21 protein-coding genes are annotated in these 25,645 nt (G+C 70.0%); 10 read left to right on the top strand and 11 right to left on the bottom strand.

Annotated features, from left to right (window positions below; genetic code table 11):
* Positions 1-105: 105 nt before the first annotated feature.
* The 3 genes from FHS42_RS25835 to rsmI form a co-directional block, all read right to left on the bottom strand.
* A complete protein-coding gene (locus FHS42_RS25835; RefSeq protein WP_184575946.1) occupies positions 106-1,260 on the bottom strand; it encodes a TatD family hydrolase in 1,155 nt (384 codons plus the stop codon).
* 278 nt (positions 1,261-1,538) lie between these two features.
* Positions 1,539-2,087 carry a hypothetical protein gene (locus FHS42_RS25840; protein ID WP_246495399.1) on the bottom strand — a complete coding sequence of 183 codons (549 nt, stop codon included), beginning with the start codon at positions 2,085-2,087 and terminating at the stop codon, positions 1,539-1,541.
* Between the two features lie 663 nt (positions 2,088-2,750).
* On the bottom strand, positions 2,751-3,611 hold the full coding sequence (gene rsmI, locus FHS42_RS25845) for a 16S rRNA (cytidine(1402)-2'-O)-methyltransferase (protein WP_184576060.1): 861 nt from the start codon (positions 3,609-3,611) through the stop codon (positions 2,751-2,753).
* Positions 3,612-3,890: 279 nt separating this feature from the next.
* On the opposite strand from rsmI, the gene FHS42_RS25850 reads away from it, so the two are divergent.
* Entirely contained in the window at positions 3,891-5,657 is a 1,767-nt protein-coding gene (locus tag FHS42_RS25850; protein ID WP_184575948.1) for a dolichyl-phosphate-mannose--protein mannosyltransferase, read from the top strand.
* Between the two features lie 289 nt (positions 5,658-5,946).
* On the opposite strand, the gene FHS42_RS25855 is transcribed toward FHS42_RS25850, so the two are convergent.
* Together FHS42_RS25855 and FHS42_RS25860 are read right to left on the bottom strand one after the other, a co-directional pair.
* Positions 5,947-6,882, bottom strand: a complete 936-nt coding sequence (locus tag FHS42_RS25855; RefSeq protein WP_184575950.1) for an NADP-dependent oxidoreductase — start codon at positions 6,880-6,882, stop codon at positions 5,947-5,949.
* A gap of 78 nt (positions 6,883-6,960) precedes the next feature.
* On the bottom strand, positions 6,961-7,710 hold the full coding sequence (locus FHS42_RS25860) for a DODA-type extradiol aromatic ring-opening family dioxygenase (RefSeq protein ID WP_376772697.1): 750 nt from the start codon (positions 7,708-7,710) through the stop codon (positions 6,961-6,963).
* A 268-nt stretch (positions 7,711-7,978) separates the two neighbouring features.
* On the opposite strand from FHS42_RS25860, the gene FHS42_RS25865 reads away from it, so the two are divergent.
* From FHS42_RS25865 to FHS42_RS25875, 3 genes are all read left to right on the top strand, one after another.
* Positions 7,979-8,452 carry a MarR family winged helix-turn-helix transcriptional regulator gene (locus FHS42_RS25865; protein ID WP_184575954.1) on the top strand — a complete coding sequence of 158 codons (474 nt, stop codon included), beginning with the start codon at positions 7,979-7,981 and terminating at the stop codon, positions 8,450-8,452.
* Between the two features lie 789 nt (positions 8,453-9,241).
* Complete coding sequence (locus FHS42_RS25870) at positions 9,242-10,888, top strand: penicillin-binding transpeptidase domain-containing protein (RefSeq protein ID WP_184575956.1); 1,647 nt, start codon at positions 9,242-9,244, stop codon at positions 10,886-10,888.
* A gap of 342 nt (positions 10,889-11,230) precedes the next feature.
* Positions 11,231-12,163: an aminoglycoside phosphotransferase family protein gene (locus FHS42_RS25875; RefSeq protein ID WP_184575957.1), complete on the top strand. Its 933-nt coding sequence runs from the start codon at positions 11,231-11,233 to the stop codon at positions 12,161-12,163.
* 117 nt (positions 12,164-12,280) lie between these two features.
* Here FHS42_RS25875 and FHS42_RS25880 read toward each other — a convergent pair whose 3' ends face one another.
* Positions 12,281-12,727 (bottom strand): ATP-binding protein, encoded by a 447-nt coding sequence (locus tag FHS42_RS25880; protein WP_184575959.1) that lies wholly within the window; start codon positions 12,725-12,727, stop codon positions 12,281-12,283.
* Positions 12,728-12,870: 143 nt separating this feature from the next.
* On the opposite strand from FHS42_RS25880, the gene FHS42_RS25885 reads away from it, so the two are divergent.
* Both FHS42_RS25885 and FHS42_RS25890 read left to right on the top strand, forming a co-directional pair.
* Positions 12,871-13,722, top strand: coding sequence for a helix-turn-helix domain-containing protein (locus FHS42_RS25885; protein ID WP_184575961.1), 852 nt, complete (start codon positions 12,871-12,873; stop codon positions 13,720-13,722).
* A 12-nt stretch (positions 13,723-13,734) separates the two neighbouring features.
* A complete protein-coding gene (locus FHS42_RS25890) occupies positions 13,735-13,938 on the top strand; it encodes a DUF397 domain-containing protein (protein WP_184575964.1) in 204 nt (67 codons plus the stop codon).
* Positions 13,939-14,039: 101 nt separating this feature from the next.
* Here the strand turns inward: FHS42_RS25890 and FHS42_RS25895 are convergent, their stop codons facing one another.
* The gene (locus FHS42_RS25895; RefSeq protein ID WP_184575965.1) at positions 14,040-14,948 is read right to left on the bottom strand and encodes an AurF N-oxygenase family protein; all 909 of its coding nucleotides are present in this window, start codon (positions 14,946-14,948) and stop codon (positions 14,040-14,042) included.
* Between the two features lie 199 nt (positions 14,949-15,147).
* Here FHS42_RS25895 and FHS42_RS25900 point away from each other — a divergent pair, with 199 nt between their 5' ends.
* Both FHS42_RS25900 and FHS42_RS25905 read left to right on the top strand, forming a co-directional pair.
* The gene (locus tag FHS42_RS25900) at positions 15,148-15,546 is read left to right on the top strand and encodes a DUF4873 domain-containing protein (protein WP_184575967.1); all 399 of its coding nucleotides are present in this window, start codon (positions 15,148-15,150) and stop codon (positions 15,544-15,546) included.
* 141 nt (positions 15,547-15,687) lie between these two features.
* Complete coding sequence (locus FHS42_RS25905; RefSeq protein WP_184575969.1) at positions 15,688-16,548, top strand: maleylpyruvate isomerase family mycothiol-dependent enzyme; 861 nt, start codon at positions 15,688-15,690, stop codon at positions 16,546-16,548.
* A gap of 74 nt (positions 16,549-16,622) precedes the next feature.
* Here FHS42_RS25905 and FHS42_RS25910 read toward each other — a convergent pair whose 3' ends face one another.
* A complete protein-coding gene (locus tag FHS42_RS25910; RefSeq protein ID WP_184575971.1) occupies positions 16,623-17,414 on the bottom strand; it encodes a maleylpyruvate isomerase family mycothiol-dependent enzyme in 792 nt (263 codons plus the stop codon).
* 206 nt (positions 17,415-17,620) lie between these two features.
* Between FHS42_RS25910 and FHS42_RS25915 the strand changes: the two genes are divergently transcribed.
* Entirely contained in the window at positions 17,621-18,472 is an 852-nt protein-coding gene (locus FHS42_RS25915; RefSeq protein WP_184575973.1) for an EamA family transporter, read from the top strand.
* A gap of 197 nt (positions 18,473-18,669) precedes the next feature.
* A complete protein-coding gene (locus FHS42_RS25920) occupies positions 18,670-19,494 on the top strand; it encodes a maleylpyruvate isomerase family mycothiol-dependent enzyme (RefSeq protein ID WP_184575974.1) in 825 nt (274 codons plus the stop codon).
* A 130-nt stretch (positions 19,495-19,624) separates the two neighbouring features.
* Here FHS42_RS25920 and FHS42_RS25925 read toward each other — a convergent pair whose 3' ends face one another.
* The 3 genes from FHS42_RS25925 to FHS42_RS37455 form a co-directional block, all read right to left on the bottom strand.
* On the bottom strand, positions 19,625-22,801 hold the full coding sequence (locus tag FHS42_RS25925; protein ID WP_184575977.1) for an ABC transporter substrate-binding protein: 3,177 nt from the start codon (positions 22,799-22,801) through the stop codon (positions 19,625-19,627).
* Positions 22,802-23,027: 226 nt separating this feature from the next.
* Positions 23,028-23,810 (bottom strand): SDR family NAD(P)-dependent oxidoreductase, encoded by a 783-nt coding sequence (locus FHS42_RS25930; protein ID WP_184575979.1) that lies wholly within the window; start codon positions 23,808-23,810, stop codon positions 23,028-23,030.
* Between the two features lie 178 nt (positions 23,811-23,988).
* Positions 23,989-25,329, bottom strand: a complete 1,341-nt coding sequence (locus tag FHS42_RS37455; protein ID WP_184575981.1) for a serine hydrolase domain-containing protein — start codon at positions 25,327-25,329, stop codon at positions 23,989-23,991.
* Positions 25,330-25,645: the final 316 nt, after the last annotated feature.

Raw genomic sequence — 25,645 nt, forward strand, 5'->3', positions numbered from 1 at the left:
GCGGCGGCCGGCGCGGCAGCGCCGGAGGTGGTGCCCGAGGTGGCGTTGGGGGTGGGGTTGGGGATGGCTTCGGCGTTGGTTGGCTGGGGGACGCGGGGATCGGCGTCAGGGGCGGAGCTCACCGCTTGAGTTTACGGCCGCGGCCCGGCCCGCGCCCCGGCCGCCCGCCGGGGTCGGCCGGCCGCCCCCGCAAGCCCCGTGGTCACGGTCGGAGCACGGTGAGTAAGCGAAGGCCCGCGCCGTGTTGGCCGCGACCGCCGTCGCCAAGGCGTCCTCGCCGATGCCACGTACCGCGGCCATCGCGCGCAGCGTCAGCGGGATCAGATACGGGGCGTTGGGGCGCCCCCGATACGGGATCGGGGTCAGGAACGGCGCGTCCGTCTCCACCAGGACGAGGTCGAGCGGGGCGACCGCGAGGGCGTCGCGTAGCGGCTGGGCGTTCTTGAAGGTGATGTTGCCGGCGAAGGACATGTAGTAGCCGTACTCCGCGCAGATCTTGGCCATCGTGGCGTCGCCCGAGTAGCAGTGGAAGACGACCCGTTCCGGCGCGCCCTCCTCCTCCAGCAGCCGCAACACGTCCTCGTGCGCCTCGCGATCATGGATGACCAGCGCCTTGCCGTGCCGCTTGGCAATGTCGATATGCCGACGAAAGGAGAGTTGCTGTGCGGCCACGCCCTCCGGGCCGGTACGGAAGTAGTCGAGCCCGGTTTCGCCGACGCCGCGCACGTGCGGAAGCGCCGCCAACGTGTCGATCTCCTCCAGCGCGGCATCGAGCGCGGCATCGCCACCGGGCGGGCGCCCCTGCCGGGGCCGGCCGCCCACCTGGGGGACGTCGGGATCGCCGAGCACGATGCGCGGGGCCTCGTTGGGGTGCAGGGCCACGGTCGCCCACACGCTGTCGTACGCGGCGGCCGTCTCCGCCGCCCAACGCGAGCCCGCCAGGTCGCAGCCGACCTGAATGACGGTGTGCACGCCAACCGACGCCGCCTTGGCGAGCGCTTCGGCGACCGTGCCCTGCTGCATGTCGAGATGGGTGTGCGAGTCGGCGACCGGCACCCGCAAGGGCTCAGGGAGCGGCGGCGGACTGTCCTTGGACCGGGCCCCACCGCCGGCACTCCTGCCAGCACTCTTGGCACCGACACCGACACCGACACCGGCACGGCCGCTTCGCTGCCCGATGCCCTGGCCTGCGCTCGGGCCCGGGGTATTGCCGTCGCGGCTCGTATCGCTGTCGCCGCTGGTGTGTGCCGTTTCCGCCATGGCCGCAATTCTATGAAGCCCTACGGAGGCGTGCATGGGTTGGGCCGGGAGCCCGAGGGTTTGGGCTGGGGCCCGAGGGCCAGCGGGTGTCCAGGGGGCGCGTGTGGGGCGCGCTCAGACAGATGCAGCGTCGGGCCAACCGGATCGGAGGCTGGCCGGCAGGGTGACCGCTCCGCCACCCCCTGTTGCCCGTGCACGCGCTGGGCACGTACGACTCACGCACTCAGGCGCGCAGAGTCCGCGTACTCACAGCACGCATAGCTCATTTGCTCGCTTGCTCACTTGCGGTGGAAGGGCCAGATATCCGCAAGGTGCCAGTGGTTTCCGCGGTCCTTGGTGGGCGGACCCGCTGCCGGTTCGGGCGTCGGCGCGAGGCCGGGCCCATCCAACGCTCCACCAAGCCCGGGGCCCTTGCCCCGGGCAGCGCTGGGCACGCCCCTGTCCACGGTGCGCTGGCGCGGTGCCTGCTCGCGCCGGGCGCCCGCCGCGGAGGAGACCGAGGACACCTGACCCGATCGCATGATGCGCACGATATGGGCACCGCACTTGACACAACTCGGCCTGGTGAGCGGAGAGGGCACGCGTTCACCGTCCGTGTGATAGCTCACGTGCGGCTGCCCCAGGGCGTCCGCGTGGTGCTCGATGTCGTACGACTGCTCCCAGCCGTATCCGCAACGCATGCACGCGAACGCGTACGCCTCGTGTACGACGGGCTCAGCACCCACATCGCCATAGGCCAGCGCCTGTGTTCGAGCCAGCGCATTGGACTGGGCCAATGCCTGGGCTATGGAGTGGCTACCGCCTGGAGTTCCTGCGGATTCGCTCATGGCAGCTCCTCTTGTCCGTAAGACAAGCCTTTCGGGATTGGGGCTTTCCCCCTCCTCCAGTGGACGCCTCTTTCAGCGGGTCCGCAGTAGCCGTTCCCGCTCCTTGATGGAGATTTGAATACTCCATGCCACAAGCACCCTGTTACGCGGTCGAACCTTTACATTCCGCGGAGACCCTTTTACCTCCCATGGGGTTCCGCCGGAGACGCCCATAGCGGAAGTGACCATGTTTTCGCAGCGTATGCGCTCATTGTTAGCTCAGCCCCGCTCATCCGAGCCCCCACGACCCACCAGCCCCAGAGGCTACGGAACGTCCTGCGCCATATCTCGTGCAGCTACCATGAAAATCCCGCAACGGCTTCCTGCTACGGCTACGACGAATACTGCGGCAATCATTCACGCAGCGGCCACCCCATATCCCTGCCGGGTCAACCTACCGCTGGCGGCCACGAGATTTCCCAAAACAATCTCCGCGGAGCGGTCACAACTCTCCGCCGAGCGGTTACGACGAAATTCATACGGCACCCTGAGGCGCCGGCCGCGAAAAATACCCCCTGCGCTGTACGCACTCCCCACGCCATCCTTCGGGCACGAGCCACGCCGACCCCTGTGGTGCACTCACGCCCCATGCCCCCGCGGAGCCCCACGCCTTCGCGGAGCCCCTCATCCAGTCCCGCGCCCCGCGTTCTTCGCCGCCACGACCGCGTCGAACACCTCACGCTTGGGCAGCCCCGTCTCGGCCGCAACCGCCGCGATGGCCTCCTTGCGCCGCTCCCCCGCCTCCTCCTCGCGGACCGCGACACGGCGGGCCAGCTCCGCGGGCGTCAGGTCCTGTGGCCCGGGCTCCGGCGCCCCCTCGACCACGATGGTGATCTCCCCGCGTACGTCACCGGCGGCCCACTCGGCCAACTCCGCCAGCGGGCCGCGCTTGACCTCCTCGTACGTCTTCGTCAGCTCCCGGCACACGGCCGCACGCCGCTCCGCGCCGAACGCGTCGGCCATGGCCGTCAGCGTCTCGGCCACCCGGTGCGGCGACTCGAAGTACACGAGGGTGCGGCGTTCAGCCGCGACGTCGCGCAGTCGGCTGAGCCGCTCGCCCGACTTGCGCGGCGGAAAACCCTCGAAGCAGAAGCGGTCCACCGGCAGCCCGGAGACAGCAAGCGCGGTGAGCACGGCGGACGGGCCCGGAACGGCGGTCACGGTGATGCCGTGTTCGACGGCGGCGGCAACGAGCCGGTAGCCGGGGTCGGAGACCGATGGCATGCCCGCATCGGTCACCAGCAGCACCCGCGCCCCGCCCAGCAGCGCCTCCACCAGGTCCGGCGTACGCGCGGACTCGTTGCCCTCGAAATAGGAGACCACCCGGGCGGTCGGCCGCACGTCGAGGGCTTGGGTCAGCCGGCGCAGCCGCCGGGTGTCCTCGGCCGCGATCACCTCAGCCGCGGCAAGCTCGACGGCCAGCCGCGGCGGCGCGTCGGCCGGGTCGCCGATTGGGGTCCCTGCGAGTACAAGTGTTCCGCTCACCGTTCCAGTCACCCGCCCATCCTCCCAGCCGCGCGGACACCAACCCGGCACGCTCACAGCGAGACGGACCGGGGGTGCGGGTGTGCGCCTGAACGCACCGGCGGATCGACACCGGCCCGAAGCTGAACCCGGACCGGCCAGACCCGAACCCAAACCGGTCCGGCCCGGGCACTCGTACACACACTCGCACCCGTACACGCACCAGGACGACCGGCATCGACACGGTCATCGAAGTGCCGCACTCGCGACTCCCACAACAGCGTTCCCTACGATGGCGCGGTGACGAGTGACATCGCGACCCATGCCCAGCGGGGCCAAGCCGCCGATCAGCAGCCGCTGCCCTGGCAGCTGCGGCTGCGCCGATTCGGTTACGCGGGCCGGGCGCGGACCGATGTCCGTGACCGGCTGGTGCCGCCCTACCCCGAACCCGGCACCCGGCTGTGGACCGCTCTCGGCATGAGCCCACTGGTGGCGCAGCGACTGGCCCGTTGCGCGGGCTGGGGCGGGCCGCTGCTGGTCGCCCTGTTCGCGGGCCTCCTGCGGTTCTGGCGGCTCGACAGCCCGAAAGCGGTGATATTCGACGAGACGTACTACGCCAAGGACGCCTGGTCGCTGCTCCAGTTCGGGTACGAAGGCACCTGGCACAAGGACGCCAACGACCACATCCTGGACAGCCCGCGACGCATCCCGCTCGGCGACGCCCCCGCTTACGTGGTGCATCCGCCGGTCGGCAAGTGGGTCATCGCGTTCGGTGAACAGCTCTTCGGGCTCGATCCGTTCGGCTGGCGGTTCATGGTGGCCGTCCTCGGTACGCTCTCGGTGCTGATGCTGTGCCGCATCGGGCGCCGACTCTTCCGCTCCACCGCACTCGGCTGCCTTGCGGGCGGCCTGCTGGCCGTGGACGGGCTGCACTTCGTGATGAGCCGCACCGCGCTGCTCGACCTGGTGCTGATGTTCTTCATCCTGGCGGCGTTCGGCGCTCTCCTCGTGGACCGCGACCGCGCGCGCGCCCGGCTCGCAAGGGCGCTTCCAATCGGCCCCGACGGCCTCGCCAGGCCGGACGAGACGGTTGCCGAACGCCTTGGGCTCGGCTGGCGGCCCTGGCGGATCGCGGCTGGCGTCTGCCTCGGCCTGGCCTGCGGCACCAAGTGGAACGGGCTGTACGTGCTGGCCGCGTTCGGGCTGATGACGGTGATGTGGGACGCGGGCGCCCGACGCACGGCTGGCGCTTGGCGCCCCTACCGCACCGCTTTGCGCCGGGACGTGCCGTGGGCGTTCCTCGCCACCGTGCCGGTCGCCATCGGCACGTACGTCGCCACCTGGGCCGGCTGGTTCGCCAACAGCGGCAGCTACAGCGAGCAGCGCGGCTGGCAACACAGCGGCTACTTCCGACACTGGGCCGAAACCGATGGCGGCCACTCGGACAACGGCACCTTCGCGTGGCTGCTCAACCCCCTGCGCAGCCTGTGGCACTACGAGAAGGAGGTCTACGACTTCCACGTGGGCCTCGACTCGCCGCATACGTATCAGTCGAACCCCTGGAGCTGGCTCGTCCAGTCGCGCCCCGTCTCGTACTTCTACGAGTCCCCCAAGCCCGGCGAAGACGGCTGCCCGGCCGACGCCACCGAGAAGTGCGCCCGCGAGGTACTCGCCCTAGGCACCCCGCTGTTGTGGTGGACGGCATGCTTCGCGCTGCTGTACCTCCTCTACCGCTGGGCCCTGCGCCGCGACTGGCGCGCGGGCGCAATCCTGTGCGGCACGGCGGCCGGGCTACTGCCCTGGTTCGCGTACCAGGAGCGCACGATCTTCTCCTTCTACGCGGTGGTCTTCATCCCGTTCCTCTGTCTTGCGGTCGCCATGATGCTCGGCGCCATCATCGGCCCCCCAGGCTCCACCGAACGCCGCCGCATCATCGGCACGGTCACCGCGGGCGGACTGGTCCTGCTGATCGTCTGGAACTTCATCTACTTCTTCCCCATCTACACGGGCCAGCCCATCCCCATCGACACCTGGCGAGACCGGATATGGCTGGACACGTGGATCTAAAGGGTGCGGACTTTGGGGGCGCGGGGGAGGCACTTCGCTGAATCGCCGCGTTGGTTGGCATTGGTTGGCGTGGGTCACCGCTGCTTGCTGTTGCTTGCCGTTGGCCTCATTCGGTCACATTGATCGTCTTTGGTTGGCATCGGTCGCGTTGGTCGTCATCGGTCGTGGCGGCTGGGCCCCGGGCGGCCCACAAACGGCCCGAAGGCGGGTCGCGGGTGCGACCGCCGTCGAACAGTCCGGGCCGCCCCCCGGCGGGAGAGCGAACAGCGTGCAGCCCGGTCGGGTGCGATCAGGGAGCGAGCACGACCGTCTTGCCGGGCAGCCGCCCGGCGTCGGCGTCCGCGTGCACGGCGGCCAACTCGGCCACCGGGCGGCGGGCGGCGACGTGCACCCGAAGCGTGCCGGCATCCACCTTGGCGACCAGCTCGGTCAGCTGGGCTCCGTCGCTGCGGACCCACAGGCTCGCGCTGCGCACTCCCCGGGCGGGGTCCTCGGGAATCGGGCCGGCTGTACTGGCGCCGACCCCGCCGTCAGCGACGTAGTTCGTCAACTGCGCGAGCTCCTGCGGGGAGACGCGCACATGGTTCACCACGACCTGGAACGGACCGCCCACGGCGGCCGGACCCGCAGCCAGGACGAGGGGGCCCACGACCCGGTCCGCGCCGTAGCCCCGAAGGCGGTCGGCGTGCTGTGGCTCGTCCACCGCGGTCACGTGCGCTCCCGCGTCGGCGGCGAGCTGCACCACGAGGCTGCCCACCGCACCCCCCGCCCCGTTCACCAGGACGGTCTGGCCGGGCTTCAGCTCGGCGAGCTCAAACACCGTCTGCCAGGCCGCCAGGCCGGTCAGCGGCAGCGCCGCGGCATCGACCAGCTCGGTCGTCTGGGGCGCCGGGGCCAGGGTCCCGGCCGAGGCGAGCACGTACTCGGCGGCGCCGCCAGCGGAGTCGATGGGCAGCATCGCCACGACCCGGTTGCCGACCTCCAGCCCCGTCACGTCCGCGCCGAGTTCAGCGATGGTGCCCGCCAGGTCGATCCCCGGCACGTACGGGAGAGTGATCGGAACCATCTCGGCCAGGACACCGGCGCGTATGTGGTCATCGACCGGGTTGAACGACGTGGCCGCCACCCGCACCAGCACCTGCCCGGGGCCGGGGACCGGACGATCGACGTCCTCGTAACGCAAAACCTCGCTGCTGCCGAACTCGTGGAAACGCATTGCCTTCATGGCACTTTCTCCAGGGTGTATGGGTGTCGCGCCAAGGGATGAGGCGACCAGTCGGGAAGGTGAAACACGTCGAAGCACTCAGGTCAGCTGCACTGACCGGGTGGAGTTCCCCATCACCATGCGGTCGATGGCGCTCACGGCGCTGCCGGGGTCGTTGGCGGCACCAACGGTGAGCAACAGCGGGACGAAGTGGTCGGCCGTGGGATGGGCGACCGCGACACCGGGCGCCTTGTTCCGGTAGTCGCTGAGGGCATCGGCGTCGCCCCGGGCGAGGGCGTCAACGGCCCATTCGTCGAAGGCCGTGGTGTCGGCGGCGAGCTCCGGCTGGCGGAAGACGGCGAAGCTGTGCGTCATGAAGCCCGAACCGAGAACGAGGATGCCTTCTTCGCGCAGGGGCCGCAGGCGTGCCCCGAGCTTGAGCAGAGCGCTGGGGTCGAGGTTGGGCATCGACAACTGCACGACCGGGACGTCGGCCGCGGGGTACATGGCCATGAGTGGGATGAAGGCGCCGTGGTCAAGGCCGCGGTCGGCGAACTCGTGCACCGGCGTCCGGCCCAGCAGGCCCGTGAGTCGCCGAGCCAGGTCGGTGGCGTCCGGGGTCGCGTAGGGAAGGGTCTTGTAGCGGGGGTGGAAGCCGCTGAAGTCGTAGTAGAGCGGGGACCCGGCCGCAGCTCCGGATATCGCGACCGGTGCCTGTTCCCAGTGGGCCGAGATAACGACGATGGCCCGGGGTTTGGGCATCGACTGGGCCCAGGCGAAGAGGTCACCGAGCCACTGCGGATCGTCGAGGGTGAACGGGGCCCCGTGGCTGACGAAGAGGCTGGGCAGGGGACCGTCGGACGGGTTCCATACCCGCTGCTCACGAGCCTGTGGCAGGACCCGGGCAAGGAGCTCGTCGTACGCCGCGGCTGGGATGCGCGAGGGGAGGGGGAAAGTGAGGCCGCCCGGGGAGGGCAGACCGCTCGTGGTGGTCATCGAATCAGCTCCTTCACTTGCCTCAGCAAATATTTTTACTTGCCGAGGCAAGTCAAAATATAGCCGTTAAGAGTTGCCTAGGCAAGTGACGCAAGGTCCCCGGGCACGTACGATGAGGGTCATGGACACCCAGTCACCTTGGCTCGACGACGACCAGCAGGACCTGTGGCAGGCGCTGCTCACGGTCGTCATCGCCCTCCCGGCGGCCCTCGACCGCCAGTTGCAGAGAGACGCAGGCATCTCCAACTTCGAGTACGGGGTTCTGGCCCAGCTGTCCATGACCGACGAGGCCACGATGCGGCTCAGCGACCTGGCCCGAGCCTGCGACAGCACCCAGCCCCGCCTGTCAAAGGTGATGGACCGCTTCGAAGCCCGCGGGTGGGTCACCCGCCGTCCCGACCCCAGCGACGGTCGATACACCTTCGGCACCCTGACCGACGCCGGCCGGCAAAAGCTCATCGAAAGCGCACCTGAACACGTCGCGCAGGTGAAGCGGCTCGTGTTCGATCCGCTCAGCGCCGCTCAGCGCCGCCACCTCGGGGGCGCACTCACCCACATCGCCGCCACCGTGCGCCGGGAACTCGAAGGAGGCTGAGCGCCGTCGTCAGGCGAGGCCCCTCGTCAGCTCTGTGACGCCGGTGATGCGGTGTGCTGATGTGGTGCGTTGATGCGGTGCGTTGATGTGGTGCGTGGATGCGGTGCGTGGAGAAGGTGCGGACGCTCATCGGCGGTGTGGGGTGTGACCGAGATACGCGCCGAAGCAGCGAGATGTTCTTGCAGCCCTGATGCGCTTGGCCCACCTGCGGCGGCGGGCAGCACGTGTGCGTCCGCAGGGTCTCACCCGGCTCCGCCGCGACCTGGCGTACCGCGTGAGCGAGCACCGCGTACGACCACCCCCAACTCGGCGGCGGCCTTCCCGAAGTTGGGCCTTCGGTGATGTCCGCCGCCTGGCGTTCGACTGCCCCCACGCAGCGCTGCCGAACGCCGGCCCCACACTGCCGGGCGGCCCACTCCACACCCCGTCAGAGGCGATGAACCTCGCGACCGTGTCGGGCCCTCGGGCCGCGGCCGTGGGTGATTTCGAGGGGACAGGCATTCGCGATCGCGCTCTGTGCGCAGGCGCTCCATCAGGCCAAGGCCAGCGGCCGTCACGACCGCTTCCAACCAGCTCGGCCGCGCGCCCACGAACCCCTTCCGCGGCTTACGGGCTCACCGCTCACGCGTTGCGGTGGCAACTCATCGGGTGCCGGGCGGGGCCGGGGCGGCGTGTTGGCCGTCCTGCGACAGAGGGCGGGCAAAGGCATACGAAGAGTGCCGGTAGAGTGCCCCGCGCCGCCCCCTTCAGCAACTGATGAGGGGTCTGATGAACTGTGGGGGTTCTCGAATGCGGAGTGGTGCGAAGGCCGCCGTCATCGGTGGGGTAATCGTTGCGGTGGTCGGCGCGGCCGGATACGGCGCGTACAGCCTGACCATGGACGAAGACGGCTCACCAGGTGATGGCACGGTCACGAGCGCGAAGACGGACCGTACGACAGACAAGAAGGCCGACCCGGTGAAGACCGGGCCGCCGAGCGCCGCCGAGATAAAGGCCACCACGGGGGGCTTCCTCACGGCATGGGCCAACGGGAAGGCTGCCGAGGCGGCGGCGTTGACCAGTGATGAAAAGGCCGCCCTCGCGGCGCTCACCGGTTACAACAAGCAGGCGCACATCGAAAAGGTCACGCTCACCCCCGGTACGCCGGCCGGCGCCACGCTGCCGTTCAAAGTCAACGCCGCGATCGACCACAAGGGGCAGCGCGCGACGTGGACGTACGACTCCGCGCTGACCGTCGCACGCGACACCGAGACCGGCAAGGTTCTCGTGAACTGGAAGCCCGCGGTGGTCTTTCCCAAGCTGCGAGCTGGGGACACGGTGCGTACCGGGGCAGCGGAGAAGCCGGCGATCAAGGCCGTGGACCGCAACGGCAAGGAGTTGGTGCCGGCCGAGCACCCAACATTGAAGGTGGCGCTGGCCGGGCTACGCGACAAGTACGGCGCGAAGGCGGGCGGCACGGCGGATGTGGAGCTGTACATCGATCGGGCCGGCAAGGCACCGAGCGAGACGCTGAAGACGCTGTCCAAGGGCACGCCGGGGACGCTGCGTACGACGCTGGACGCCGGGCTCCAGCGGGCCGCCGAGCAGCAGGTGGCGAAGAAGCCGAAGGCGTCGGCAGTCGTGATCAAGCCGAGTACCGGCGAGATTCTGGCCCTTGCCAACTCCCCGGCGGAGGGCTTCAACACCGCCCTTCAAGGCTCGCTCGCCCCCGGCTCCACGATGAAGGTCCTCTCGGCAGCGATGCTCATCGACAAGGGCCTGGCGGGCACCGGGAAGCCGCATCCGTGCCCCAAGTTCGCTTCGTACGGTGGCTGGAAGTTCCAAAATCTCGACAAGTTCGAGATCAAGGGCGGAACCTTCGACCAGAGCTTCTCGCGTTCCTGCAACACGGCCTTCATTTCCCAGGCCGACAAGCTGCCGGATGACGCGTTGACGAAGGAGGCGCGCGACGTCTTCGGGATCGGCCTCAACTGGCAGACAGGTGTGCCCACCTTCGACGGCGCCGTGCCCGTCCAGGAGGGCGCGAGCAAGGCCGCATCACTGATCGGTCAGGGCGGGGTGCGCATGAACCCGCTGACAATGGCCTCGATTTCGGCGACCGCGAGCACCGGCACGTTCCGCCAGCCGTACCTCGTGGCCCCGAGCGTGGACAACCGCGCCCTGGCCAAGGCCCCGCGCGCCATGAAGCCCACCACCGTCAAGCAGCTCAAGTCCCTGATGAAGCTGACGGCGACATCGGGCACCGGCGCCCAGGCCATGTCGGGCCTGAGCGGTGACGTGGGGGCGAAGACGGGTTCGGCCGAGGTTGATGGCCAAAAGAAGCCGAACGGTTGGTTCACGGCGTACCGCGGCGATGTGGCAGCCGCCGCGGTCGTCCCGCAAGGCGGCCACGGCGGCGACACAGCCGGCCCGCTCGTCGCGGCGCTGCTGCGGTGAAGGGTTTCGCTGCTGCCCACGGTATGGGGCGGGGTATCGTGGCGGCGGTGAGCTGACACCCGCGGGTAGTCGCTCGTACGCGTCACACCTGACGCAGTACGCAGGGTGCACGACGCAGCACGCATGGCGTATGACGGCGCGGGGGCCTGGCCCCCGCGCCGTCGTGGTTGCGCTGGGCAGCACCTCACGCCTGCGTGCGCGCCCGCGGCGCTCCTGCGGGAGGATCGGGCAGTCACTGCGCGCGGAGGGCCGGCTCTTGCCCTTGCTGGCACTGGGTGGGCACCGGCGACGGGCTCCGCTGCGCGAGGGTCGGCTGTGCAGGAAACGGGGAGGGACACATCGGTGATCGCAGTACCAGAGGCGTTCGCACACACCACCGTCGAGCGCGAGGGAGAGTCCGGGGCAACCTGGATCGCCGCGCTTCCGAGCATCGTTGACGAGTTGCTGATGCGCTGGGAATGCGTGCCGGACGGCGCGATCATGCACGGGGGCGTCGGAGTCGTCGTACCGGTGCGGCGGCGGTCCGGGGAGACGGCCGTACTGAAGGTGTCGTTCCCGCACCCCGGCAACGTCCATGAGCCGGATGCCTTCGCGGCGTGGGGCGGGCACGGAGCGGTTCTGTTGTACGAGCGCGACGCTGAGCAGTTCGCCATGTTGCTGGAGCGGGTGCACACGACCCGGCTCGCGGAGATCGAGGACAACGACGAGGTGGTGCTGACCGCGGGGCGGATCAATCGTCGGCTGGCCGTCCCCGCGCCGCCTGACTTGCCCCGGCTGCGCGAGCAGGCCAACGCGTGGGAGCAGCAGCTACGCAAGGACGCGCAGGAGCTGCCGCATGCGCTCTCGCGCCCGGTGGTGGACGCCGCCGTGGCGACCGTACGCGAGCTGGGCCGTACCCAGCCGGACACCCTCATCCACGGTGACCTCCACCCCGGCAACATCCTGCGGGCCGACCGCGAACCATGGCTGGCCGTCGATCCGAAGGGTTGCGCGGGCGATCCCGCGTACGACGCGGGCACGCTGCTCAAGTCACGCGCCCTGACGCTCTTCGAGGCGGACGACCTGCCCAAGGCCCTCCGCCGCGCGCTGGACGTCTTCACCGAGGCGGCGGAACTCGATCGCGTACGCGTCCAGCGGTGGGCCCAGTTCCATGCCGTCCAGGGGGCGTTCTGGGGCCGCCGCCACGGATTCCGCGTGGCCCGTGGCGGCCTGGACCTGGGCCGGATCATCGGATTCGCGGAGCACATGGCGAAGACGCTCACGGAGGGGACGTAGCGGCCCACGCCACCGCCTCTTTCGGGGCGGTTCTTGGCTTACGTGCCGTGGGCGGTGCGTGGTTGACGTGTTACTGCGCGGAGCCTGGCCCACGTGTTACGGGGCAGCGCATGGGCCCTACGCACCGTCGCGCCCCTCCTCCGCCAGCTCGAACCAGATCGCCTTGCCGCCGAGCCCGAACACCTCTTCCCCGATGGCGACACCGCCCCACTTGTCGGCACACCGGTCGATGAGCCCCAGCCCGCGCCCGTACTCGGCGTCGGGGCGCTGGTCCCAATCGGCGTCCAGTGCGGGCAGCGTCGAGTTCGTATCGAAGACGCTTACGCGCACGCCTCGCTCACCATGCCGCCGCACACTCAGGAACGCGGGCCCCGGGGCGTGCCGGTGGGAGTTGGTGACCAGTTCGGCCGCCAACAGTCCTGCCTCGCCGGCAACTTCACGCACCCCGTGCATGTCGAGGATCAACCGCAGGGCGCGCCGGGCGACGGTGGGGGCAAGCGGATTCAGGCCGAACTCAAGGGTGTAGTCCCAGTCTTCGGACCGGGGACGCGGGTCGCAGCTCATACGTGCCTCCGTAGAGTGAGTGCCGTGCGACACACGGTAGAGCACAACGGAGTACACCTACTACGAATTGCCAAAAACTACTACTCCAGTGGACTCGCTGAGTTGACGTCGGCAGACTGTGCGTGACCGACGAGAGGAAGCCCATGCCGCCACGGAGTTCACCCACGTACCGTCAGCAGCGCCTAGGGAGCGAGCTACGCAAGTTGCGGGAGCGCGCCGGCCTGTCGATGCACGAAGCGGCGTCCATGCTCGGCGTCGATCGCGCGAAGATGAGCAGCATCGAGACAGGCCGCGTCGGGCTGAGCGCTGCACGGGTACGCAGCCTCACCTGCCACTACGACTGTGCCGACCAGGACCTCATCGCCGCACTCACCGCGATGACCGGCGACCGAGCGCGCTACTGGTGGGATGAGTATCGGGGTGTTCTGCCCAGCGGCTTCCAGGATTTGGCGGAGTTGGAACATCACGCGGTGAAGATGCGCACGGCTCAAGTCGCCTCGTTGCCTGGGCTTTTTCAAACCGTTGATCACGCGCGAGCTAACTTCGGGCAAGGCCGTCCGCCTCTGCCGCCGCATGAGTTGGAGCACCGCGTCTCTCACCGCATGAAGCGCCAGGCCGTCCTCCATCAAGACCCACCGATTGAGTACACCGCGATCATTCATGAAGCCGCACTGCGCATGCGGTTTGGCGGCAAGGCCACCGCTCGTGCGCAGTTGGAGTACATCCTGACGATGAGCGAGCGCGACTCCATCACCGTTCTGGCCCTCCCGTTCGAAGCCGGCGCGTTCCCCGGTAGTGGGCAGACCATCTTCTACGCTCACGGGCCGGTTGCTCAGCTCGACACCGTCCAACTCGACGAGTCGCATGGAGCCCTGTTCGTGGACGCTCCGACACAACTGGACAAGTACCGCGATGTTCTCGATGGCTTGGAGGCTCTGGCGCTCGGGCCAGCGGAGTCACGTACGTTCATTCGAGACATCGCACAGTCGCTATGAAAGGCAATTGCAGTGCCCACATTGAACTGGCAAAAGTCGTCCTACTGCCAAGAGGCCAACAACTGCATCAACCTCGCCGCCACCCCGGACGGCACGATCCACCTCCGCGAGAGCGAAGCCCCTGCCGTGGTCATCCGCACCACGGTAGGGCCGTTGGGTTCCTTCGTACGCGCGATCAAGGCTGGCGAGTTAAGCGCTCTCGGGGCGCGTCCCTGACGCGTGCGTACCGAGGGTGCCACCGGAAGGCGAGCCCGTATGGTGCGCACCGCCCGGGTGCCGGGTGGCTACGGGTGCCCCCACGCACCCGTAGCCTCCGCTCAGGACAGCAAGTACGACCGGCGCCAAAGCCGCATGCCCGGGGCGCCTACCAGGCCCGCGTCCTGGAGGAAGGGCATGATGCGTTCGCCGTAGAAGCGCATGGTTTCTCGGTAGTTCGGGTTGGCGTGGGCCGCGTGCCAGGCTTCCTTGGGGTTGAGGCCGGCCGCCGCGTAGGCGCGGGGGTGGATCAGGCTGCGGCAGATGCAGTACGACACGGTGGCTATCAGCAGCCGCTGGTAGCGCAGTTCCGCGCGGCCTAGACCTGACATGCCGCGTAGGACCTCCTCGCGGGCGAAGGTGACGTGCCGCGCTTCTTCCATGATGTGGATGCGGTTGACCATGCGCATGAGCGGTTGGACCGACTCGTCGTTGACGGTCTCGCGCTGGAGGCGGTCGGTGATCTCCTCGGCGACCAGGATCGAGCCGTACATCGCCGGGCCGTAGGCGATGGTCGGCAGGATCTTGGCTATCTGGTGGAGGTAGGGCTGCGGGCCGTACGCCGGGCAGTCGATGCGTTCGACGAAGCGGGCGAACATCGTCACGTGCCGGCACTCGTCGGCGACCTCGGTCAGCGCGTACTGGATGTGTCGGGTGGTCGTGTCGCCGTTGTACGCGGCCTTGACCAGCAGCTTCATCAGCAGGAGCTCGAACCACAGGCCGACGCTGACAATGGTCGCCGCCTCGTGCTTGCCCAGTTCCAGCCGCTGATCCTCGCTCATGCGGTCCCATAGGGGGGTGCCGTAGAGGGAGATGCGGTGCGGCAGCATGTAGTGCTTGCCGTCGATCAGCGGCGCATCCCAGTCGATGTCCACCTCGGGGTCGTAGAACTTCTTCGCCGATGAGGCCAGTAGGCGCGAGGCGGTCTTTTCCCTGTCGCCCACCTTCGTATCGGGCAGTGAACGGACCATGGCGCTCCACTCCTTCGCGATCTAAGGTGTTACTGGAGGTAACAGCCACTCCGAGGAGCATGGAATCTCTCGTTGCGGGAGTCAAGGGCCCGGCATTCGACGGGGCCGTCAACGCTCCCGCGAACCGGGAGGGTTCGCGCAGCGCGCCCTCCTCGCGTACCGACTACGGCGTCACGGAACGCTGCAAGGAGCCTTGCCCATGTCCAGCATTCCCCCACCGCAGCAGTCGTCGGCCAGCCCTGATGTGGTGGACGCAGACGAGGATCGGGACGAGCACGCGGATCAGGAGGACGCCGCGGGCTATAGCGGCCTCGCGACCCTCCTCGTCGAGGGCCAAGAGCGGCCCGTTGAGGTGGTGTTGCGCGGGACGTTTCAGCCGATCGACGGGCTTTTCCACTGGTACGGGCGGATAGCCGGTGACCCGGAGCTCGTGACCCTGTGCGGCGGCAAGCGCGTATCCGCGCGCATCCGCACCCCGCAGGGCGAGGCACAGGGCGAACTCTCCGACCCCGACCTGTGGCACCGCTACCGCATCACCGGCACCAGCACGCCACCCTTCCGCGTCGCCGGCCCGTACGACCCGCCGAGCGTGACCTGACGCATCGGCGCAGCCCGTCAATCCAACCCGGCAATCCAGCCCATCAACCCAACCCATCAACCCAGCCCACACCCCGGGAGAGCAGCCCACGGGGGCCGTATTTCGGTGGCGGTGCGGCCAGGCCGCTGCCAGCATCGCAGGATGATCTCCCAGCCTCATCCGTACGACGGCTTCGCCTGGCTCGGTGCTCCCCTCGACGCACGGGCACTCTTCGCGCCCGAGCGTGCTGTGCTGCTCGCACAGTTGCGGGGCCTGGCGCCCGACGACTGGAACAGGGAGGCCGTGCCCGGCTGGAGCGTACGGGACCTGGTGGCCCATCTCCTGGGGGACGACTACGGGCGGATCTCCCGGGACCGTGACGGGCATCGGGGTGGGCCCGGGCTCGCGGCGGGCGAGACGTTGGAGGCGTACATCCACCGCCTCAACCAACAGTGGGTGGACGCCTGCGCGCGGCTCAGCCCAGCCGTGCTCACGCAGACGCTGGAGCTGACGGGCGCCGCCGTCGCCGACCTCTTCCGCGCCGCCGACCTGCATGAAAACGCGCCCATTGGAGTGTCCTGGGCGGGGGCGGAACCGGCCCCCGCGTGGCTGGACTGCGCCCGCGAGTTCACCGAACACTGGGTGCACCGGCAGCAGATCCGCCACGCGACGGGCCAGCCAACGGACCCCGACCCACGCCCCCTGGCCGTTGTCATCGACACCTTCGCGCGGGCCCTGCCGCACACGCTGCGCGACACGGCCGCGGACCCCGGCACCCAGGTCAGGCTGAGCGTGCCGGGCCCGGCCGGAGGCGAGTGGACCGCGACCGCCGGGGATCGGGGCTGGTCGCTGGCGCCACCGGCGTCCGGGCAGTGGGCCGCCACCGTACGCCTGGACGCTGAGACCACCTGGCGGGTGTGCGTACGCGGCATCGAGCCCGCGGATGCCCTGGCACGCGGCAGCGTCGAGGGGGACCAGCGGCTGGCTGCGGCCGTGTGCCAGCTCGTTTCGATCATCCGCTGAGGTGCGGCGGCTCGGGCCCCGCCACAACACACCGAGCCACACACACCCCCGCCCCCGGCCCCGCCCGTCACCCCTCAGCCGAAGGCCGTGTGCTCCAGCCAGAAGTCCAGCAGCTTCGCGTCGCCGATCAGCTCTGCCCGCTCGCTGTCCGCGGGCAGCCGCCGAAGGAGGACCTGGAGCACATCGGCCAGCGGAGCGCGTACGGCGACGGTCGCCTTGGCGTGGGCGCGGCGCCAGGTGAATCCGTTGTCGGCCAGTTCGATCAGCCACTCCGCGGCGAGCTCCGGCGCGGTGTCGGTGGCGTGCAGATGGATGCTGGTTCCGGGGCGGCCGTGGTCGGCCAGTTGCGCGTTGCGCGCGGCCATCACCGGGCTTGTGAGGATCTCCAGCCATTCGTCGATCGTGTCCACGGCAACCTGCGGGTCGCAGGTGAACGGGCGCCCCGTCGCGAGGGCGGCATCCGCCCGGTGGACGAGGGTCTCGTGGACCGTGCGGCGGGCCCACAACCCCGAGGTGCCGCCCGGGATCGGGGTCCAGACCTCGACGTCAGGACCCGCCTCCCGCAGTGTTTCCGCGAGTTGCTCCGCACTGTCCAGCAACCACCCGACGAGGGCGGACGCGCCGCCGGTCTGCGGGCCATCGGTGATTCCGGAGAAGTCGTCGGTCACCGGGCCGGCAGCCCTCGTACGGACGACCGTATCGACCATGCGGTGCGAACTGCCGACATGGCGTATGAGCTGTTCCAGGGTCCAGTCCGGACAGCTCGGCACGGTCGCCGACAGGTCGGCGCCATCGGTTAACGCGACCAACTCCCTGGACTGACGGGTGACTTCATCGCAATAGTGGCCGTACTCCAACAGTGTCATGACCGTCACCCTAGAGTCCGCGCCGCCTGCGTAGGGGGCGGTGGCGAGGAGTCAGCGAGACCCGACCGTTCAGGTGCTCGGGGTGGCAGCCAGGGTGACGCACCTCATCATGTTGGCTATACAACTTAAGTTAACGTGGTCGTCATGGACCTATCTCTCCCTGTTACGGGAAGCAGGCCGGTCGAGGTCATCCACGGGTCGCGGACGTGACGCCCCTCGTCGCGGCGGCGGTGCTGACCGCCGCCGTCACGCACGCGAGTTGGAACGCGATCGCGCACGGGATCAAGGACCAACTGCTCGCGTTCACGCTGGTGTCCAGCGGCGGCCTGGTGTGTGGCCTGGGGATGGCCGCCTTCGCGCCGATGCCGGCGGACGGCGCCTGGCCGTATCTCATCGCGTCGGCCCTGCTCCACATCGTCTATCAGGCGTTGCTGATGCGCTCGTTCCAGCTCGGCGACTTTGGGCAGATGTATCCGATCGCGCGCGGCACCGCGCCGCTGGTGGTGACCGTACTCGCCGCGATCTTCGTCCATGAGACGCCGGACGGTTGGCAGACGGCGGGGGTCATCGTCGCATCGGCCGGCCTCGTCGGCGTCGCCCTGTGGGGCATTCGAGGCTCGGGCGCCCGGCCGCACTGGCCCGCGCTCGCCGCCGCGCTGGCGACGGGTCTTTCGATCGCCGCCTACACCGTCGTGGACGGCGTGGGCGTCCGAGCGTCCGGCACCTCCATCGGCTACATCGGTTGGCTGATGATCCTGGAAGGGCTGGTGATCCCCGCGTACGCGCTCGCCACCCGGCGCCGCGCACTCGGCACTCAGCTCAAACCCGTCGCGGTGCGCGGGCTGCTCGGTGGCGTGCTGTCGGTGTTCGCGTACGGACTCGTCCTGTGGGCCCAGACGCGGGCCCCGCTCGCCCCGATCGCCGCGCTACGCGAGTCGAGCATCATCGTGGGTGCGGCGATCGGCGCACTCTTCTTCAAGGAAAGCTTCGGTACGGCCCGCCTCGCGGCGGCCGGGCTGATGGTCGCGGGCATCGGGCTCATGCTGCATGCGGGGTGATGCCCACTCAGTGAACCGCCTGACCACGCCCCGGGATTGGCTGATCCCCGGTCGGCGGGCCCGCGATCCGGGACACTGTTCGGTATTCCGCCACAGCCGGCGCCCACCATCACTGCACCCCCTCCACATGCGCGGCAGGGCCCGTACACGGCCCGTGGCACCACCGTCCAACACCGACCGAGCGGCAGGGTGAACCCATGGACCACATCTCCCACTTCCAACGCGAAGCGCTGGCCTTCGAGGCCGCCGCACGCCGGGCTGCTGACCCGCACGACGCGGGCGGCGGCGTCGGCCAGCCCGCGCCCCTCGTACCGTCCTGCCCGAACTGGTCGATGGCCGACCTGGTCGTACACCTCGGCGGGGTACACCGGTTCGTGATCCGCGTCATCGAGGACCGGCTCGCGGAACCGCCGGACGCCGCAACGCTGCTGCGCGAACTCCCCGCCGACCACGAGGGCTGGCCACTGCCAGGGGACGCCCAGCCCCATCGCGGTCCGGTGCCGGTGAGCATGGTGGATCACTACGCGGACGGGGCGGCCAGGTTGGAGAGGTTGTTCCGGGAGGTCCACGTCAGCGAGCCGGTGTGGACCTGGTCGGATGACCGAACCGTTGGGTTTTGGCTGCGGATACAGGCCATTGAGGCCGCCGTACACCGCTGGGACGCCGAGAACGCGCTCGGTGCGGCCCGACCGGTGGACGCCGAACTCGCGGTGGACGCCGTTCACCACAGCCTCACGGTGATGGCCCCCGCCCGGCGCGCCTGGACGCCGGACGTCGCGACCGGCTCGGGCGAGCGGTACCGGTTCCGGCAGACCGATGGCGCCGCTGAGTGGACCGTGTGCTTCGACGGCGACACCGTCCGGTACGAGGAGGTTGCCGGGCCCTGTGACGTCGAGTTGGCCGGTACGGCGTCGGACCTCATGCTCTTTCTTTGGCAGCGGCTCCCCGCGGACCGGCTCACCGAGGCCAAGGGCGACCGCGCCCTCATCGACCGCTATTTCACCCTCGTACCTCCGGTGTGATCCAAGGGCCGGGGCTGCGCTGGGGCTGGGCTGGGGTTGAGACCTGGGTCGGGGTTGAGACCTGGGTCGGGGCCGGCTTCGAAGCCGGCCCCAGCCCGTCATCGGTGGCGGGCGCCCCGCCCCCGCGCGTTCACCGAGCGACGCCGAGCGACGCGAAGTCGTAGCCGCCGCCGTACGCACTGCTTGTGGAGGCGTTGGTGAGCCGAGTTCCGCGCCAGCTCAGCGACTTTTGGTACGTCATCGGCAGATAGACGGCAGCATCCGAGATCTTCCGGTTGAGCTGTTCGTAGGTGCGCGTGGCCTGTTGGTCGTCGGCGGCGGTCCGTGTGCTGTCGAACAGCTTGTTGATCGCGGGGTCATCGAGGAGGGCGACGTTGACGTTGCCCTGCGGTGTGATGCGCCGGCCATCGGCCAGCGGCGTCAACAGGCCCGACGCGGTCGGGTAGTCGGGGCTCCACCGCATCAAGACGATGCCGTAGCCCTTGCTCTTGACCCTGTCCGGCGCGCCGATCGCCGTGAAGTACTCCGCCATGGGCAGCCGCTCGATCTTCACCTTGATGCCGATGCGCGACAGCGAACTTTGGAGCGTCTGCGCGACCGCCTCCTCCTGCGGCCGGTCTTCCGAAACCGTGAGGGTGGTGCTGAATCCGCCCGGCTTGCCACACTCCTTCAACTCCTGCCGCGCCCGGGTCAGATCCGGCGCGCCGTTCGACTGGCCGGTGCCGTACGGGTCGTAGCCTTCCTCGCTGCCCGCCACGCCCGGTGGCAGCAGGTGGGGGGCCAGTTCGCCGCCCTGCTCCGGGCCGCCGGCCGCGATCTGGATGGCCTTCTTGTCGGTCGCGTAGAAGACCGCCTTGCGGCAGTGGACGTTGTCGAACGGCCGGACGTTCGTGGCAAGCGCCGCGTACCGGATGGTGCTGGTGTACGGATTGTCCAGCTGGGCCTTCAGCTTCGGGTCGCGCCACGCTCGGGCGCGCGTGGCGGCGTCGATGCCGTACGCGTTGAGGTCCAGGTCATAGCCGCCCGAAAGCAGCGCGTTGTCGCGCATGCTGGGGCTGGTCACGAGGTCCACGGTGATCCGGTCCGGCAGCGCAGCACGGACGGGGTCGCTCTCCCGCCGCCACTCCTCGTTGCGCACCAGGACCAGCGACTCGTTCGGGTCGTATGACACAAACTTGTACGGGCCCGAAGAGAACGGCTTCAGCGCGTACTTCTCCCGGGTGTCCTCCGATGACGGCACCGGCGAACCGGCGGGCATCGCGAGCATGTGCTCGAAGTCCCGGTTGGGTTGCGGCAGTTTGAAGGTGATCGTCCGGTCGTCGGGCGTCTCGATCGCGCGCAGGCCCAGCTTGTTCGTGGCCTTGTCCTTGTAGGGGCCCTTGTATTCGCCCTTGGGGTCGAGCGTCTCCACCAGATACGTCGGGCCGCCGCTGATCACGTCGCTCGCCCACGCCCGCTCGATGCCGTACTTGATGTCACGCGAGGTGATCGGCGTACCGTCCTGCCAGCTGAGTCCGCTGCGCAGGGTGTACGTGTACGTCTTGCCGCCGTTCGTCACGTTGGCCCGACTGGTCGCGAGATCCGGCACGAGACGAGATTGCTCCGCGCCCGGCTCGGCCGCGTAGGTGACGAGTTGGCGGGTGTAGAAGCGGGCGAAGTTCCACATGAAACCGTAGTAGCCGCGCTGCGGGTCCCAGGAGTCGGCGTCCGTCGTACCGACGAACTTCAGCGTGCCACCCGTACGCTTCGACGCGTTCACCACGCCCTTGGTCGCGGCGTCGTACGACGGGGCACTGGGCGATGGGCCCGACTCGCCGCCTTCTTCCGGGTCCGACGCGTCGCTCGCGCTAGGGCTCACCCGCGGCTTTTTCACCTGATCGTCCTTGGACGAGTCACCATCCGGCCACACCAGAACGGTGACGGCCGTCGCGATGAGCACGACGAGCGCCACCGCCACACTGATGTACCGCACCCTCTTCCGTCGCCGCAACGGGTCGTCGGGTCCGCCGCTTTGGGGGTGCGGGACGGCATACGGGTCGGCGGGGACGCCACCGTACGAGGGGGCCTGGCCGTAGGGAGGAGCGGGCGGGGCACCGTACGGGGCGGCGGACGCGGGGGTGGCAGGGGGCGCGGGGGCGATGGGGGATGCCGGGGGTGCAGGGGGTGCGGCTATTACCGGGGGCGCGGCGGGCGCGGCGGACTGGCCCGGTGCCGCGCCGAACGGTGGCGGGGCGGACCCGAAAGCGGCCGGTGGCGCCCCGAAGGCGCCAGGTGGCGCCGCCGCTCCCGGCGCGACCTGCGCCGGATGCGCTGCGGGAGGTGAGTGCGGAGGTGCTGCGGGAGGGGAAGCCGGCACTGCGGGAGCGGGCGGCGGTGCTGCGAGGGACGCCGCCGGGGACCCGGCGGCCGGTGCGGGCGGGGACAGCTCGTACGACGTTGGCTGCTCGGGGCCCTGCGCGGGCGCGGACGAAGGTGCAGGCGCGAGCACAGGCGGCGCCTTGTCCTGCGGTGTCTCCTCCTGCTGTGGCGCCCGTCGCAGGATGGTCGTTGCGCCGGAACTCCCGGGCGCCGCGGTCGCGTTGTGGACGAATGCCATGCGACCGGCCGCGGTGGCGTGCTCGTGCGCGCGGCGCTCGGGCCGCGGCAGGCCCCTGGCCACCAGGGCCGTAGCGGCGTGCTCGAAGACGGTGTCAAGGCGGAGCGACTCGGGCCCGTACGCGATGCCGTTGGCGGCGACGCGTAGCAACTCACCGGTGAACGCCGTGTACCTGTCGCCCGCGGGCGCGTACGCGGCGACGGTGCTGGGGGCCGCCGCGAGCAGGAGACCTCCCGCGAACTGCGCCGCGTCGGCCACCGCCGCGGGACCGGCCGGCTGGTCGGTCCCCAGGCCGCTGAAGCAGCAGTCGAGCAGCATCACCCGATGACTCGCCCGCCCGGCGAGCGCGGCATCGCGCAGCGCACCGTAGGCGAGTGCGGTGGCGGGCCCGGTGGCGGGCCCGGCCTCCACCGTATCGGGCGCCACGAAGGACAGGTCGCCGCCACCCGACGCGCAGCGGCCGTGCCCAGCGACGTACACCAGGAGGGCATCGGTGGCCTCGGCTGCGGCGGTGCGCACGGCGTCGATGGCCTGCGCCGCGGACGGTCCGGCGAGCACGCGGCAGTGTTCGCGGGCGAGCCCCCACGAGCCGGGCGAGGTGAGGACGTCGGCGAGCGCGGTGAGGTTGTTCGCCACCGCGGGCACGCCCTGGGCCTTGGCGTAGTCGCCGGTGCCGATGAGTACGGCCCTGCACGCGGCCGGATCGGGCATGACCACCACTAACGCCCCCTTGGAGCAGCGGACGCTCCACCGAAACGGAAGCAGTCAGTGCCCCGAACCTCAAGCCCACCCCCGGGCGACCCCAACCCCTGTTGGGTGTCGCCTTCTTGCACGTCGAACCGCACTGGTCCCCCTCAAGCAACGTCGCGGAGCCCCGATTCTGCCCCGGCGCACGAAGGCGGTCCACACTCGATACGAAAGCGGCCCCTCCCGCGCCTCACTGCCCCGACAGCGCGTTCCGCAGCCCGATGTTGCTCACCAAGAGCCCGCCGTCCACCGGGAGCGTGACGCCCGTGATCCACGCCGCGTCGCGCGACGCGAGGAACGTGATCGCCGCCGCGATGTCCGCCGGCTCGCCCACCCGGCCCAGCGGATACGCCGCACCCGCGCGCCGCAGGCTGTCCTCGCGGCCCTCCCAGGCGAGCGTGCGAACGGTGCCCGGAGCCACGAGGTTGACCCGTACGCCCTGTGCCGCCGCGCGGCCCGCCAACGTACGCGTCAGGCTGGCGAGGCCGGCCTTGGCCGCGCTGTAGGCGTGGTTGCCGAAGTCCTGCTCGCCATTGACCGAACCGACGCTGACGATCGCGCCCCGCCCGCCGGCCTTGGCGAGCTGTGGCAGGGCGGCCCGGGCGCAACGGAACGCGCCGGTCAGCGTGATGTCGAGGTCCCGCTCCCACTCCTCGTCGGGCTGGTCCTCGAAGTGCTCGGTGTCCGGGTGGCACGAAAGCGCGTTGTTGACCAGCACATCGAGCCTGCCGAACCGCTCGACGGCATGCTCCACGGCCGCCTCCACGGCCGCCCGATCCCCCACGTCACACGCCAGCGCAGCGGCCACCCCGCCCGCCGCCCGAATGCCCTCAGCGACCCGTTCCGCACGCGCCCCGTCGAGGTCGGTCACGAGCACGCTCGCCCCCTCGTCGGCGAACCGGCGAGCGGTGACCTCGCCAATGCCACGGCCCGCGCCGGTGATCAGTACGCCGTAACCCTCGAACCGTCGCATCGCGTGCCACCCTTCAGCCGTTGATCACTCCGCATCCGCAGCCTAAGTGGCGGGTGGGATTGCGGTAAGAGATGGCCGCACCGAACAGCACCAAGCAGCACCGAACAGCACCGAGCAGCACCGAACCAGGAGACACGCAGCCCGGCCGCCGGCTCGCCACAGCCCGCCACGCGCCCCGTCAGGCCAGGCTGCGCTGCACCGCGCGCACCAGCGCCTGGGCCCGCGGGTCGGCCGTCACGTTCTTCTGCATGCCGTTGGTGACGTACCCGAAGGCGATCCCCGACTCCGGGTCGGCGAAGGCCAGCGAACCACCGCTGCCGGGGTGCCCGAAGGACCCCTGGGCCAGCAGCGGCGACGCCGAACCGTGCAGCATGTAGCCGAGCCCGAAGCGCGTATGCACCACCAGCACCCGATCGGGGCCCGCCGACTCCTCGGTGCGCGCCAGGGTCAGCGTCGCCGGGGCGAACAGCCGCCGGCCGCCGGGCAAGGCCCCGCCGGCGCTCCCGGCCTCGGCGTCCGGGCCTCGCCCGGCCTCCCCGACCACGTCGCGCCCCGCGCCCTGGACCAGGCCATACCCCGCGTCCGGCGCCACATCTCCGAGCATCGCGGCGTAGCAGCGGGCCAGCGCCCGGGCCGTGGCGATGCCGCCCGACGCGGGGAGTTCAGCGGCGCGGAAGACCGGGGCGTTTTGGTCGGGGAGCGGGTCGATCGCGCCGAACGCCCGCCGGGTGAGCGAACGCGGGTCCTGGTACGCATCGGTAACGGTCTGCTTCGCCCGCACCCGCAGCCCCGGCGTCACGGATGGCTCAGGCGCCTGGATCGGAGCGAGGCGGCCCACGCGCTCGCGTTCGGCGTCCGGCAGCCCGATCCACAGATCGAGCCCCAGCGGGCGGGCTATCTCATCGGCGACCCAGGTGCCGATGGTGCGGCCGGTGATCCGCCGCACCAACTCGCCGAGCAGCCAGCCGTACGTCCGCGCGTGGTAGCCGTGCTCCGTGCCCGGCACCCACTGCGGCGCCTGCGCCGCGAGCGCCCGCGGGCCGCTGACCCCGTCGATCGCCTCGGCCGGGCTGAGCGGCGCATCGATGACCGGTAGGCCGGCCCGGTGGGAGAGCAGGTGACGAACGAGAACGCGTTCCTTGCCGTTCGCCTTGAATTCGGGCCAGTACGTGCCGACCGGCGCGTCCAGGTCCACCAGACCGCGCTGGTGCAGCAGCAGCGGCACGGCGGCTGACAGACCCTTCGTCGCGGAGTGCAGGACCTGCGCCGTACCGGCGGCCCACGGTTCGGCGCCACTTTGCTCGGCGCCACTGCGCTCGGCGAGATGCCCCTGCTGAGTGGGCAAGCCCTGGTCAGCGGGAGCGTAGGCGTCGCGCGTCCCACCCCAGATATCGACGATCTTACGGCCGTCGCGGTAGAGGGCCACCGCCGCTCCTTGCTCGCCGCGCTGCGCGAAGTTGGCCGCGAAGGCGTCCCGGACCGGTTCAAAACCGGGCGCCACCGCGCCCTGGACGTCCACCACTGTTGCCTACTTCCACTTTCCGATTCGCCGCGCTGTGCACCCTCAATGGTGCAATGCGCCCGGTGGCCGTCTTATGCCGGGTCCCGGCGGGCGGGTCGGCGGCAGGACACCGCGGGCATGATCGCGGGGGAAGCGGGCAGTCGAACACTGCCGCAGCACCAACAGTGGCGAACCGGTGCGAAACCACCAAGGCTGGAGGCCCCCACTCCGGTAACGGCCCGTGCCCAGCGGGCCGCGCGAGCCCCCGTAAGGGACCCCGAAACCCCCACAGAATCCCGAAAGCAGCCCGCCAGCAGCCAGCGAACGCGCCCGT

Origin of the sequence: Streptomyces zagrosensis (assembly GCF_014203645.1) — a bacterium.
GTDB classification, from domain to species: domain Bacteria; phylum Actinomycetota; class Actinomycetes; order Streptomycetales; family Streptomycetaceae; genus Streptomyces; species Streptomyces zagrosensis.

Excerpts from the sequence above, each read along its gene's own strand:
- FHS42_RS25855 (WP_184575950.1), bottom strand. The coding sequence starts at position 6,882 with ATGAAGGCAATGCGTTTCCACGAGTTCGGCAGCAGCGAGGTTTTGCGT.
- FHS42_RS25870 (WP_184575956.1), top strand. The coding sequence starts at position 9,242 with ATGCGGAGTGGTGCGAAGGCCGCCGTCATCGGTGGGGTAATCGTTGCG.
- FHS42_RS25910 (WP_184575971.1), bottom strand. The coding sequence starts at position 17,414 with ATGACACTGTTGGAGTACGGCCACTATTGCGATGAAGTCACCCGTCAG.
- FHS42_RS25905 (WP_184575969.1), top strand. The coding sequence starts at position 15,688 with ATGATCTCCCAGCCTCATCCGTACGACGGCTTCGCCTGGCTCGGTGCT.
- FHS42_RS25840 (WP_246495399.1), bottom strand. The coding sequence starts at position 2,087 with ATGAGCGAATCCGCAGGAACTCCAGGCGGTAGCCACTCCATAGCCCAG.
- FHS42_RS25900 (WP_184575967.1), top strand. The coding sequence starts at position 15,148 with ATGTCCAGCATTCCCCCACCGCAGCAGTCGTCGGCCAGCCCTGATGTG.
- FHS42_RS25835 (WP_184575946.1), bottom strand. The coding sequence starts at position 1,260 with ATGGCGGAAACGGCACACACCAGCGGCGACAGCGATACGAGCCGCGAC.
- FHS42_RS25880 (WP_184575959.1), bottom strand. The coding sequence starts at position 12,727 with ATGAGCTGCGACCCGCGTCCCCGGTCCGAAGACTGGGACTACACCCTT.
- FHS42_RS25925 (WP_184575977.1), bottom strand. The coding sequence starts at position 22,801 with ATGCCCGATCCGGCCGCGTGCAGGGCCGTACTCATCGGCACCGGCGAC.
- FHS42_RS25885 (WP_184575961.1), top strand. The coding sequence starts at position 12,871 with ATGCCGCCACGGAGTTCACCCACGTACCGTCAGCAGCGCCTAGGGAGC.
- FHS42_RS25865 (WP_184575954.1), top strand. The coding sequence starts at position 7,979 with ATGGACACCCAGTCACCTTGGCTCGACGACGACCAGCAGGACCTGTGG.
- FHS42_RS25930 (WP_184575979.1), bottom strand. The coding sequence starts at position 23,810 with ATGCGACGGTTCGAGGGTTACGGCGTACTGATCACCGGCGCGGGCCGT.
- FHS42_RS25920 (WP_184575974.1), top strand. The coding sequence starts at position 18,670 with ATGGACCACATCTCCCACTTCCAACGCGAAGCGCTGGCCTTCGAGGCC.
- FHS42_RS25895 (WP_184575965.1), bottom strand. The coding sequence starts at position 14,948 with ATGGTCCGTTCACTGCCCGATACGAAGGTGGGCGACAGGGAAAAGACC.